Origin of the sequence: Thermus neutrinimicus, assembly GCF_022760955.1 — a bacterium.
In the GTDB taxonomy this organism is placed as follows: Bacteria; Deinococcota; Deinococci; order Deinococcales; family Thermaceae; genus Thermus; species Thermus neutrinimicus.
This window is the reverse complement of the sequence record NZ_JAKTNU010000002.1, coordinates 121,020-133,628: the sequence shown is the minus strand read 5'-3', so window position 1 is coordinate 133,628 and position 12,609 is coordinate 121,020. Positions and strand designations below refer to the sequence as shown.

7 protein-coding genes are annotated in these 12,609 nt (G+C 69.4%); 5 read left to right on the top strand and 2 right to left on the bottom strand.

What is annotated here, in order from left to right:
- Window positions 1–31 precede the first annotated feature (31 nt).
- The 3 genes from L0C59_RS02595 to L0C59_RS02585 are packed head-to-tail and all read left to right on the top strand — an operon-like array spanning window position 32 to window position 1,958.
- Complete coding sequence (locus tag L0C59_RS02595) at window positions 32–859, top strand: purine-nucleoside phosphorylase (RefSeq protein WP_243089658.1); 828 nt, start codon at window positions 32–34, stop codon at window positions 857–859.
- A gap of 3 nt (window positions 860–862) precedes the next feature.
- On the top strand, window positions 863–1,498 hold the full coding sequence (locus L0C59_RS02590) for a YggS family pyridoxal phosphate-dependent enzyme (RefSeq protein WP_243089657.1): 636 nt from the start codon (window positions 863–865) through the stop codon (window positions 1,496–1,498).
- 7 nt (window positions 1,499–1,505) lie between these two features.
- Complete coding sequence (locus L0C59_RS02585) at window positions 1,506–1,958, top strand: DivIVA domain-containing protein (RefSeq protein ID WP_243089656.1); 453 nt, start codon at window positions 1,506–1,508, stop codon at window positions 1,956–1,958.
- On the opposite strand, the gene L0C59_RS02580 is transcribed toward L0C59_RS02585, so the two are convergent.
- Window positions 1,900–2,436 carry a YdcF family protein gene (locus tag L0C59_RS02580; protein ID WP_243089775.1) on the bottom strand — a complete coding sequence of 179 codons (537 nt, stop codon included), beginning with the start codon at window positions 2,434–2,436 and terminating at the stop codon, window positions 1,900–1,902. The genes L0C59_RS02585 and L0C59_RS02580 overlap by 59 nt on opposite strands.
- Before the next feature lie 88 nt (window positions 2,437–2,524).
- Between L0C59_RS02580 and hflX the strand changes: the two genes are divergently transcribed.
- Complete coding sequence (gene hflX, locus L0C59_RS02575; RefSeq protein WP_243089655.1) at window positions 2,525–4,183, top strand: GTPase HflX; 1,659 nt, start codon at window positions 2,525–2,527, stop codon at window positions 4,181–4,183.
- Here the strand turns inward: hflX and L0C59_RS02570 are convergent.
- Window positions 4,171–4,437, bottom strand: coding sequence for an acylphosphatase (locus L0C59_RS02570; protein WP_243089654.1), 267 nt, complete (start codon window positions 4,435–4,437; stop codon window positions 4,171–4,173). The two genes, hflX and L0C59_RS02570, sit on opposite strands and share 13 nt — an antisense overlap.
- 88 nt (window positions 4,438–4,525) lie before the next feature.
- Between L0C59_RS02570 and L0C59_RS02565 the strand changes: the two genes are divergently transcribed.
- Window positions 4,526–12,607: a translocation/assembly module TamB domain-containing protein gene (locus L0C59_RS02565; RefSeq protein WP_243089653.1), complete on the top strand. Its 8,082-nt coding sequence runs from the start codon at window positions 4,526–4,528 to the stop codon at window positions 12,605–12,607.
- Window positions 12,608–12,609: the final 2 nt, after the last annotated feature.

Sequence of the window (12,609 nt, the reverse complement as noted above, 5' to 3'; positions counted from 1 at the left end):
CAGAGGCGGGTGAAGGGGGCGTGAGAGTAGAATGCTAGGCATGGAGGTCTACGACAGGATCCAGGAGGCGGTGGCCTATATCCGCTCCAAGACCGGGTTTGTGCCCGAGGTGGGGATCGTCCTGGGCTCGGGGCTCGGCCCCTTGGCGGAGGAGGTGGCCAAGGAGGCGGAGATCCCCTACGGGGAGATCCCCCACTTCCCCCTTTCCACCGCCCCCGGGCATGCGGGGAGGCTGGTCCTGGGGGAGCTGGAGGGCAAGCGGGTTCTGGTCTACCAGGGCCGGGTCCACTACTACGAGGGCTACAGCGCTGAGGAGGTGGTCTTCCCCGTGCGGGTGGGGTATTTCCTGGGGGCCAAGACCTTCCTCCTCACCTCGGCGGCCGGGGGGTTAAACCCCAGGTTCCAGGCCGGGGGGATCATGCTCCACCTGGACTACCTCAACCTCGCCGGGGCCAATCCCCTTAGGGGGAGAAACGACGAGCGCCTAGGACCCCGCTTCCCCGTGATGTTTGAGGCCTACGATCCTGGCCTCATAGAGCTTGCCCGCAAGGTGGCCAGGAAGCAAGACCTGCACCTCTTTGAGGGGGTCTACGCCTGGTTCATGGGGCCCAGCTTCGCCAGCCGGGCCGAGCTCAGGATGCTCAGGGAGCTTGGGGCCGATGCCATCGGGATGTCCACGGTCCCCGAGGTCATCGCCCTGAGGCACCTGGGGGCCCGGGTCCTGGGCCTTTCCACCATCACGGACATGGCGGTGCCGGAGAGGGAGCACCACGCCACGGAGGAGGAGGTCCTGGCGGTGGCGGCCAAGACGGGGCCCATCTTCCGCCGCTTGGTGCGGGGGATCCTGGCTGAGCTTTAGGCCATGGGGCTTCCGGAGGTCCTCGAGGCCATGGAGGCCGCCTGCCGCCGCGCGGGGCGGGATCCCAAGGGGGTGCGCCTGGTGGCGGTGACCAAGGGGAGGAACGTGGAGGAAATCCAGGAGAAGGTCCTCCGCTACGGTTCCTTCCCCTTGGGGGAAAGCCGGGTTCAGGAGGCCTTGAAGAAGATGGAGCTTCTAGAGGCGGAGTGGCACCTCATCGGTCCCTTGCAGCGCAACAAGGCCAAGTTCGCCCCCCGGTTTGCCCTCATCCACTCCCTGGACTCCCTGCGCTTGGCGGAGGCCCTGGACCGGGTGGGGGAGAGGGAGGGGGTGAGGCTTAGGGTCCTAGTGGAGGTGAACCTGGGCCGGGAGCCCCAGAAGCACGGGTTTTTGGAGGAGGAGCTCCCCGAGGCCCTGGCCCGCATCCAGGAGCTTGGGCACCTGGAGGTCCTGGGCCTCATGACCGTGCCCCCGGTGGGCCCGGAGGCCGTGGTCCGCCCCATCTTCCGGAGGCTTTCGGAGCTGGCCGACCGCTTTGGCCTTCCCGAGCGCTCCATGGGCATGTCCGACGACTTCCCCATCGCCATCGAGGAGAGGGCCACCTTGGTGCGGGTGGGCCGGGCGCTTTTTGTAGACTGAGGGGCGCATGGACCTAACTCCCTTGGATATTCGCTACCAGGAGTTCCCCACGGGGCTTCGTGGCTACCAGAAGGAGGCGGTGAGGGGGTATCTGGCCCGGGTGGCCGAGGTCATGGAGGGCCTCATCCAGGAGAACGAGGGGCTGAAGGAGAGGCTTAGGGCCTTGGAGGAGGAGGTGGCCCGCCTGAAGGAGGCGGAAGGGGAGCTGAAGCGGGCGGTGGTGGCGGCGGAGCGCATCGCCCGGGAGCTCAAGGCCCAGGCGGAGCGGGAGGCGGAGCTGATCCGGAAGGAGGCCCTGGCGGCCAAGGACCAGGTGCTGAGGGAGGCGGCGGAGGAGCTTAAGCGCCTTAAGGGGGAGGTGGAGCGGGTAAAGGGGGAGAAATCCCTTTTTGTGGCCCAGTTCAAGGCCCTTCTCCAGGGGTACCTGGACTCCCTGAGGCACCTAGAGGAGGGCTCCTGAGGCCGTGCCCTCCGGGAAGGGGTTTCAGGCCCAGGTAGAGCCAGAGGCGGTAAAGGGCTTCCCGGACCCAGTACCTTAGGGGGTAGTCGCCGGGCACGGCATGGCCCTCCGCCCTTAGGCCCAAAAGCCGGGCCAGGAAAAGGGCCCGGGGCAGGTGGGGGGCGTCGGTGACCAGGAGGATCCGTCCGGAAAGGTGGGGCTTGAGGAAGAGGAGGTTCTCGTAGGTGGTCTGGCTTTGGGTTTCGCAGAGGAGGGCTTCCCGGGGCACGCCTTTGCTCCGCAGGTAGCGGCACCCCACCTCTCCCTCGCTGTAGGGGTCCCCGGGGAGCCTGCCCCCCGCCACCGCCACCCTGGGGGCTAGGCCCCTCCGGTAGAGGAGAAGGGCCGCCTCGAGGCGCCTTTCCAGGGCGGGGGAGGGCCGGCCCCCGTACTGGGCTGCCCCCAGGACCACGATCCAGCCGTAGCCCGGCTGGGCCATGGCCGGGGCCAGGAGGAGGGCCAGGAATAGCCCGCGCACCTCCTTCAATCTAGGGCCAAGGGCGCCCTTTTGGTATACTGGAAGTGCCTTGGAGAAGATCTTCGGCAAGACTGAGGGGCTCAAGAAGAGCGAGCTTAGGAGACTTTCCAACCTGTACCGTAGGCGGGTTCCCCCGGAGAGGGTCCTCACCGCCGAGCTGGCCCAGGCCCTGGCCGGGCTCTCCCAGGAGATGGGGAGGCCCATAAGCCTCCTCCTGGACCGGGAGGGGCGGGTGGTGCGGGTGGGGGTGGGGGATGCCAAGGACCTGCCCATCCCCGAGGGAGCCAGGGGGGAAAGGAGGCTATCGGGCTTCCGCCTCCTCCACACCCACCTGGCCAAGGGCGGGCTTTCCCGCCCCGACCTCTCGGTGCTTTTCCTAAACCGGCTGGACAGTTTGGCGGCCCTGGAGGTGGAGGACGGCAGGCCCGCCACCTTGCACCTGGCCTTCCTCTCCCCGCCCAAGGCCCAGGAGGAGGACTGGCGCATCCTGCCCCCCAGGCCCTACTTCCAGTACCTGGATTTTGACCACAAGGCGGAGGTGGAGGCCCTGGAGGAGGAGATGGCCCGCCAGGCCCGGGTGCGGGAGCTTTTGGACGGCAGCGGGGAGCGGGCCATCCTGGTGGGGGTGGACCGGGGGGAGGGCCCCGAGGCGGAGGCCTACCTATCGGAGCTCGCTGAGCTCACCCGCACCGCCGGCGGCGTGCCCGTGAAAAGGGTCCTGGTCTTTCGCCCCCACCTGGACCCCCGGTACCTGGTGGGGTGGGGCAAGCTGGAGGAGCTGAAGAGCCTGGCCTACCACGAGAACGCCTCCACCCTCATCTTCGGCCTGGAGCTCACCCCCACCCAGGCCCGGGAGATCGAACGGGCCACGGGCCTAAAGGTCCTGGACCGGACCCAGCTCATCCTGGACATCTTCGCCCTGCACGCCAAGACCCCGGAGGCCCAGACCCAGGTGGAGCTGGCCCAGCTCAGGTACCTCCTCCCCCGCCTGGTGGGGAAGGGGAAGGAGCTGAGCCGGCTAGGGGGTGGGATCGGCACCCGGGGCCCCGGGGAGACCAAGCTGGAGGTGGACCGGAGGAGGCTACAGGAGCGGATCGCCCACCTGAGCCGCAGGCTTGAGGAGTTCACCCGGCGCCGGGAGGAGGCGAGGAGGCAGAGGAAGCGCCGGGGGGTGCCCCTGGTGGCCGTGGTGGGCTACACCAACGCGGGCAAGACCACCCTCCTCCAGGCCCTGGCCCGGGGCGGGGAGCCCGGGGAGGACAAGCTCTTCGCCACCCTAAGGCCCCTCACCCGTCGGGGCTTCCTCCCTGGGGTGGGGGAGGTGCTCTTCACCGACACCGTGGGCTTCATCCGCCAGATGCCCAAGGAGCTCCTAACCGCCTTCCGGGCCACCCTCGAGGAGGTGAGGGAGGCCGACCTTCTCGTCCACGTCCTGGATGCCTCGGAGGAGGGGGCCCTGGGCCGGTACCGGGTGGTGGAGGAGCTTCTGGCGGAGCTGGGGGTGGAAGCCCCCCGGGTCCTGGCCCTCGCCAAGGCGGACCGGGCGGCCCCCTATGACCTCTACTACCTGAGGGAAAGGCTTGGGGGGATACCGGTCTCCGCCCTGAAGGGCACGGGGCTTCCTGAGCTCAAAGGGGCCCTGGCCGAGGCCCTCCTCAGGGTGGGGGTGCGGCCCCAGCCCTGGGCCCAGGCTCCTCAGTACACGTAAAACCCCTTTAGGCCGGTCTCCTCCCCCCACTGGACCTCCACCTCCTCCACCCGGCTCAAGCGGGGGCCCTGCTTGAGGTGGTGGAGGAAGGCGAGGAGGTCCTCCCTGGGGCCTTCCGCCACCACCTCCACCCGGCCGTCGGGGAGGTTTTCCGCATAGCCGGAAAGCCCAAGCTCCAGGGCCTTCTTCTGGGCGAAGGCCCGGTACCCCACCCCCTGCACCCTTCCCTTGACCAAGGCCACCAGGCGCGGCATGGGTCTATTATTCCCCACGGCCCCTGGGGATTCGTGCCGTTAAGGGGTTGCCACCAGGTTTTCATCTCCCTTCACTATGCTAAGGGGGATGCGCCTTGGGCTCCTCTTCCTGGGGATTTTCCTGTGCCTCACCCTTCTTCTAGCCTGGCCTCCCCTGCTCCGGCTGGCGGTGGAGCGGGGGATGGGCCTGGCGGGGTTGGAGGGCCAGGTGCAGGAGGTGGGGGGGCACCTGCTCTTGGGGCTCCGCCTGCAGGGGGTAGCCCTAAAGGGGGAGGGGGTGGCCCTGGAGGCGGAGGAGGTGCGCCTGGGCTATGACCTTTTGGGGCTTCTTCGCAAGGAGCTTCCCCTCTCCCTGGCCCTAAGGGGTGCGAGGATCAAGCCCACCTGGGAGGCCCTCTTCCCGGAAAAACCCGGACCGCCCCCTGCCCTCCGGGTGGTCTTCCGGCAACTTCGCCTGGAGGACGCCCAGGTGGAGCTTCCCCAGGGGAAGAGGCTTTTCCTGCCCCCCTTGCGCCTTACCCTCCTTGGGGAAAACCCCTATGCCTTCGTGGCCCGGCTTCCCGGGGGGAGCTTCCAGGGGGAGGCGCGGGCCTTGGCCCAGGACCTGTCCGCCTGGGAGGTGCGCTATCGGGGCGAGGTGCCGGGGCTTTCCTTTTTCTACGAGGGGCTTAAGGGGGGGAGGCTTTCCGGGGTTTTCCGCCTTGGCCCTTCGGGCATGGAGGGGCTGGCCCAGGTGGAAGGGGGGGTGGTGGAGCTGGTGGGCTTCCGCCTCACCGGGGTGGAGGGGCCCATCCGCCTCCGGGACGACCGGGTGGAGGCGGAGCTGAGGGGGGTGGGCCTCGAGGGGCCCCTTTCCGCCAAGGCCGAGGTGGACTTGAAGGGGGAACGCTACCGCTTCTCCCTCCGGGGCCGGCCCCGCCTTCTTGCCCTGGCCCAGCACTACCGCCTTTCCCTACCGGTGGAGGGGGATGGGGAGCTTCGCCTCGAGGGGGAGGGGTGGGACCGGGTCCAGGTGAAGGGTTGGTTTGCGGGGGAGGGGCGGCTTCTCTCCGAGCCCTTTCGCCACCGGGGAAGCCTCTCCTTTGACCAGGTCTTCCGGCTGGAGGCGGAGGCGGAGGGGAGGTTCTTTGACCGCACCTACCGGCTGGGCTTTGGCCTGGTGGGCCAGGGCTACCGGGCGAGCCTGGAGGACTCCTTGGGAAGCAGGGTGGTCCTGCAGGGCCAGGGGGACCGCGTGGAGGCCCGGGGCCAGGTGGCCTGGCCTAGGCCCCTGGAGGGCCTTGCCCAGGTGGCCTTTGAGGCCCGGGGAAGCCGCTGGCAGGCCCGGGTGCAAAGCCCCGGGGTAGGCCTTCCCCTCTTCCGGCCCCTGGATCTTTCGGGGGAGGTGAGGGGGGAAGGGGAGCGGGTTTCGGGGCGGCTTGGCCCCTTGGCCCTTCGGGGTAGCTGGAGCTCCCTTGGGCTTCAGCTTGCGCCCACGCCCCTGCAGGTGGGAAGCCTCGAGGGGGAGGGAAGGCTGGTCTTGGGGAGGCTCGAGGCCTCCTTGCGCTACAGTTCCCCCTACGCCGCCTTCCCCTTGCGGGTGTGGCAGGAGGATGGGGCCTTCCGCTTCCTGAGCCCCCACGGGGAAGGGGAGTACCGGGGTGGGGCCCTGGCCCTCCGCTTGCGGGACCTGCCCATCCACGCCCTGGACGAGCTCCGCCTTTCCGGGCAGGCCCTTTACCGGGATGGCGGGCTTTCGGGAAGGTTCGCCCTGAGGGGCCGCCACCTGGAGGCGGAGGGGAGTTTGCGCCGCCTGGGGGCAGAGATCAAGGGAAGGCTTTTGACCCCCCTGGGGGAGCTTCCCTTCGCCGGGGCCTACGATCCCGAACCCGGCCTCACCCTGAGGGCCCAGGACCTCCTCCTGCGCTATCAGGGGGGCTTGAGCCTGAAGGGGAGGGCCCAGCTGGGACCCCTGGCCCTTTGGGCGGACCTGGCCTGGGACGGAGGCTTCCGGGGCCAGGCCCGGGTGGAAACCCCTTGGGTGGCGGGGGTGGTGAAGGGAGAGGGGGGGAGGCTTCTCCTCGAGGGCCTCGAGGGGTATGCCGAGGGCCAGGGTGAGGTCTACCCCGGGCTTGAGGTGAGGGGCCGGCTGAACCCCCCTTGGCCCGAGGGCCTCGAGGTGCCTCCCTTGCCCTTCCACCTGGACCGGAAGGGGCTGGAGGTGCCTGGGGTGGGGAGGCTGGAGTTCACCGGGCGGTACCCCTTCCACCTGGCCCTCCCTTGGAGCTACAGGGGGGTATCCGGCCACCTCCAGGCGCAGGGCACCCTGGAAGGAGGCCAGCTTACCCTCTCCTCTCCCTATGGCCTGGTGGAGGCCCAGGGAGGGTGGCGGGACCTACGGGTAAAGGGGCAGGGGGAGGTTCCCCTTTTGGGACCGGTGGGGATAGGGGGAAGGCTGGACCTCCTGGGGCTTTCCTACCAGGCCCAGGCCCACCTGGAGAGGCTGGGCCTAAGGCTCAGCCTGGCGGGGCGGGGGGCGGGCGTGCGCTTTCAGGGTCAGGCTCCGGGCCTTCGCCTCTTTGGGGGGTACGAGGGGGGTCTGAGCCTCCTGCTGCAGGCGGAGGCCTTTGACCTTTCCCCTTGGAGGCTTCCCGCCCGGGCCAGCGGCACCTGGGGCACCCGGGGGGGAAGCCTCCGGCTGGAAAGCCCCTACGGGAAGGCCCTCTTGACCGGGGAGGAGCTGCTTTCCGCCCGGGCAAGGCTGGAGGGGCCCTACTTCCGGGGAGAGGGGCGGGTTTCCCCGGAAGGGCTTTCCTTGGCGGTGCGGGGAGCTTACCAGCAGAACGGCCTAGGGGTGCGCCTCGAGGCGGAGGGTGGGGGGTCCTGGCGGGCCTTCAGCCTGGGGCTTTCCGGTGAGGCCCGGCTTCCCTACCTGGGCGTCCTGCCCCTTTCGGGAAGGGTGTGGACCGAGGAGGGAAGCCTTCGCTACCGGTTGCAAGGCCCCGTGTCCCTCGAGGGGGAGGGGCTTAGCTATAGGGGTAGCCTGGCCTTGCCCTTCTCCGTCCTGGGAAGGGAGGGAAGGATCGCGGGGAGCTTCCGGGGCCAGGGGCTTCGGGTGGCGGGGGAGGGGGAGGGGAGGTTTGCCGGCCTGCCCTTCGCCTATCGGTGGGGATACGAGGGTGAGCCCTTCCTGGCCCTGCGGTGGGAGGGGGGTGAGGCGGAGCTAAAGGGGGAGGAGGTGGGGTTTTCCCTGGAGGAGGTTTCCCCCTTGGCCCAGGCCCTGGGCCTTCCCCTTGCGGGAAAGGCGGAGGGCAGGCTGACCCTTTCCGGGGAGGGGGAGGCCTGGGCGCGGGTGCGCTACGGGGCCGAGCCCTTGGCCCTGGACTACCAGGGGGGAGTCCTCCGCCTATTCCTTGCCGGGCGGGATGCGGGCCTAGCCTGGGCCCCCAGGGAGGGGAGGCTTTGGGGGCTTGGGGGCTTGGCCGGGGAGGGCAGGCTCCGCCTGGGGCCCGGGCTCCAAGGGGAGGTGGAGGGGAGTTTCCGCTACGGTTCCCTGGGGCTTGGGCTTAAGGGTCCCTTGGAGGGCCTGGCCCTGGAGGCCCGGTACCAGGGGGAGGGGCTGGGGTGGACGGAGCTTTCGGGCTGGGTGAACCTCCTGGCCCTCCGGGGGCAGGGTACCCTGCGCCATGCCTCCCCTTACGGGGAAGGGGAGTTGGCCTGGGCCTTGGAGGGAGGCCGCTACCGGGGGAAGGGAAGGTTTAGGAGCCTCCGCTACCTGAAGCAGGAGGGCCCCTTGCGCCTGGAGGGGGAGGGAGGCCGGGTGGAGCTTTCCTGGGGGGCACCCCTGGTCGTGGTGGCCCGGTACCAGGGGGCCTGGCATCTTTCGGCGCGGGGGGAAGGGGAGGTGGAGGGGGTGGCCTTGCGGGTGGACCTCGCCTGGGGCCCGGAGGGGTACCGGGGAAGGCTTTTTGCGGAGGGGCATGGGCTTGCCCTAAGGGGAGAGGGGGAGGGGCCCTTGCGCCTCCAGCTGGAGGGCAAGGACCTTCCCGGGGAGGTGGCGGCAGAGGCTATCCTGGAGGGCTTCCTCCTATCGGGTAAGGCGAGGTACCGCCTGGGGCTGGGCCAGGCCCGGCTGGAGGCCCAGGGGAGCTTCCAGGCGGGGTGGCCTGAGGCCCTCCGGGGCCAGCCCTTGGGCCACCTGGAGGGCCAAGGAAGCCTCTTGGGGAAGGGGGAGGCCTTGCCCTTCCGCTTTGCCTACCGCTACCGGGGTGGGCCTTTGGGGCTGGAAGCCCTTTCCCTGGCAGGGGAGGCGGAGGGTTTCCGCTTGGGATTTGCGGAGGGGCATCTGGTCCTGGACTTGGACCGGGACCTTGCCCCCTTTGGCCTTCCCGGGCGGCTGAAGGCCCAGGCGGATGGGCCCTGGCAGGAGGCCCTCGAGGTCCGCCTGGAGCGCCCAGAGGGGTGGTTTTCCGGGAAGGCGTGGCTGTGGCCCCTCCGGGCGGAGCTTGCGGGGGAGGTGCTTGGGGAAAGGGTAAGGCTCCGGTACGGGGATGGGGAGGTGTTGGGGGATTTCCAGGGGCCAAGGCTTCGGGGGGAGGCCCGCTACCGGAAGGGGCTTTCCGGCCTCCTTACCCTTCGCTACCCCTTGCCCCAAGGGGGGCTCATTGGCAGGGTGGACCTGGGGGCGGGCCTTTTCCAGCTCCAGGGAGAGGGGGCCTGGAGGGGAGGCCTGGAAGGGAGGTTCTGCCTGCCGGCTCCCCTGGGTGGGTGCCCGGGCCTCGAGGGTGAGGTGCGGGGAGGCCTGGCCTACGGGGAGTATGCCTTTTCCGGAAGCTACGCCTACCGGGCGAAGGAGGGTTACCTGGGAGAGGTGGCCGGGGAGGGTAGGCTTTCCAGCCCTTACGGGGTGGTCCTGGCCCGGGGAGGGGGGCTGGGCCTGGACCTGGTGGGGGAGGGGCTTCCCCTGTCCGGGCGGCTGGACCTTCTTCCCTTTCGCCTGGCCTACCGCTACGCCGGGGACCTGCCCAGGGGCCTAGGGGAGCTTTGGGCCCAGGGGGTTTACCCTGGGGAGTGGCTTAGGGGCCGGTTCCGCCATGGGGAGGTGGAGCTTGCCCTCGTGGGCCTTCCTGGATTCCAGGTGGAGGTTTCCGGACAGGGGGTGTCGGGGAGGCTGGGTCCTGAGGGCGTGGATCTGGCCCTTCAGGGGTTTGCCTATGGTCCCTTGAGCCTTTCGGGTAAGGTGGCAGGCCCCTGGCGGGAGGTGGGGCTGGACCTTTCCCTAAAGGCCTTTGGCCGCCAGGCCCAGGCCCGGGGGCGTTACGGGGAGGAAGGGCTTTCCCTGGCCTTCCGCGGGGACCTCGAGGGGGAGGTGGCCTGGAGGGAAACCTGGCGGGGGAGGGTGGCCTTTGGGGAGGGAAGCCTGGAGCTTTCCGGACGGGGCCTTCCCCAGGTTTCCGGGGAGGTTCTTGGGGAGAGGGTGCGCCTGGCCTGGCCCCTTTTACAGCTGGGGGGGGTGCGCCTGGACCTTGCCTCCCGCTTGGCCGAAGGGGAGGGGAGGATTCTCGCGCGCCTCCTGCCCGGGGGTATCGCCCTCAGGGGGGAAGGGGAAAGGCTTTTGCTGGACTACCGGCTACCAGGGCTTGGGCTTCCCCTGGAGGGGATCCTGGACCTAAAGGAGGCCTCCTTGGTCCTGGCGAGCTCCGAGGGGGAAGGGGCCTTGCGCTACGCCGGGGAGAGGGTGGAGGGGACCCTGGCCCTGGACCTCTTTGGGGTAAGGGTGCGCTTCCAGGGTGAGGGGGATCGGGTGCACCTGTCGGGGGCGCATCCCGCCTTCCCCTGGTGGGTGGCGGGGGCGGGTAGCCTGGAGGGGGAGGTGGACCTCCTGGGGGCCTACCGGCTTTCCTACCGGGCGGGGGAGCAGGGGGTGGAGCTTTCCGGAAAGCTTCTCCAGGCCTACCTGGAGGCCCAGGGCCCCTACCTTTCCGGTAGCCTCTCCTATCCCCCCGCCGGGGAACTCCGGGTGGACCTTCCCCTTCCCCCCTTGGAGGGCCGTTTCCGGGGCCGGGTCTTTGGGGAAGGGTACCAGGTGGAGGGGGTGCTGGAGGCGGCGGCGGGCCGGATCGCCGCCAGGGGAAGCCTTCTTCCCCTTAGCGGGAAGCTCCGCCTGGAGGGGGCTCCTTTGGAAGACCTTGCCGGCCGCTATGCTCCCTACCTGAAGGGGGTGGTTTCCGGGGAGCTTTCCCTGGAGGGTACCCGGGCCCGGGGGCGGTTGGAGGGGGAGGCGGAGGTGGCGGGAAGCCGCCTGCCCCTCCTCTTCACGGGTACCCTGGGGCCAGGGTTGGTGCAGGGGGAGGGACGGCTGGGGCAAAGCCCCTTCCGGGTGGCCCTCGAGGGGGAACATCTGGACCTTACCGCCAACTTGCGGGGCTTCCCCCTCCACCTCCTCCTCATGGCGGTGGCGGGACCTTTGGAAGGGGAGGCCTACTGGACGGGGTCGGTGCGGCTCCGCCTTCCCCTTTCCCATCCCCTGCGGGGCGAGGGGGTCCTGGTGGGGGAGGCCTTGCGCTTCGTGGGGGCCGGGGATGAGCTTAAGGGCCAGGCGGTCTTCCGCCTGGAAGGCGGCCGGGTCCTGGTGGACCGGCTCCGCCTTTCAGGCCGGGGAAGCTGGGAGGGCGGGGGATACTGGAGCCCCGAGGGGAGCGACCTTTACCTGAGCCTAAAGGACACGGTCTTCACCCCCGTGCTCCGGGTGGTGCCTCCCTTAAAGCCCTACCGGCCCGAGGGTTCGGGAAGCCTTCTCCTAAGGCTTAAGGGGGAGGGCTTCCAGGTGGAGTTCCAGGACTTCCGCTTCCGCCTGGGACCGGTGGCGGGGTATCTGCCCCAGGGCCTGCTCTCCCTGAACGGGGGGGCGCGGGCGGCGGGGGAGCTTACCCTCTCCGCTCCCTTCCCCGGGAGGGCCAGGCTGGGTCTGGAGGGGGATGGGGATAGGTTCCAGGTGAGCGCCAAGGGTGTGGTTACCCTGCCCGGGCTGAAGGAGGAAACCCCGGCGGAGGTGGCCTTCCGTTACCCCGGCTACGGGGTGGAGATCCGCCTGGGGGAGGCCCAGGCCCAAGGGACCCTCTTCCCCTTGCGCCTTGCCGGCTACGGCCGGCTTCCCCTTTACTACCCCCAGTACTACCTGCAAGAGGGTCTTCTGGACGTGAAGAGCTTCTTCCTCTACGAGGAGAAGGGCACCTACCACCTCACGGGCAACGCCGAGGTGCTGAAGGCAAGGCTGGCCCTGCCGGAGGCCCAGGCCCGGCAGCTTTCCCAGGAGGGGGTGGCCTTGCAGGCCCCAGGGGAGAAGCCCGCCCCGGTGCCCCTGGTCTTCGAGGGGGTGCGGGTGTATGCGGAAAGGGGGGTCTTGGTGCAGGAAAGCCTGGCCCAGGGGGAGCTCAGGGGGGAGGTGTTTTTGGGGGGAAGCTACGCCGACCCCTACCTCTCCGGGCAGGTGGAGGCCCTATGGGGTAACTTCCGCCTCTGGGATTCCCTCTTTACCCTGGATCCCGCGGGGAGCCTCCTACGTTTCTTTCCGGACCGGGGCATCCTGCCCGAGTTTCGCCTCGAGGCCCAGGCGGAAACCCGGGGCTACAGGGTCTTCCTGGAGGCCAAAGGGGAGTTTTTGCGAGAAAATGGCCGGGTGAAGGTGCGCCTTGAGCCCCACTTCACCTCGGATCCCGCCCTCACCGAACCCGAGATCTATGCCCTCCTCGCCCTGGGGACCCCCGACGTCACCCGCCTGGCGGAAACCCTGCCCCAGGTGGCCCTGGGAGCGGCTTTGGAGAACCTGGTGCTGGGCCAGCTGGAAAGGGAGCTGGCCCGTTCCCTGGGCCTGGACCGGTTCCAGGTGCAGCTTCCCGTGTTCCAGGGAGGGGACCTGCAGGAAACCCGTTTTTCCGTGGGCAAGTACCTGAGCCCCGAGCTCTTCTTGGGCTACGAGCTGGACCTCAGGGGGGTGCAGACCTTAAGCGCCCAGTACCGCCGGGATGGCCTCACCTTTTCCCTGGGCTCCACCTTTTTGCCGGGGGATGGCAGGCTTGCCCGCTTCACCTTCACCCTGGGCTACGACCTCACCCCGGCTCTGGGCTTGAGCTTTAGCCTCGAGGCCGCGGACGCCACCCGCTTCAGCGTGGGTGCCCTTTACCGGTGGTAGCA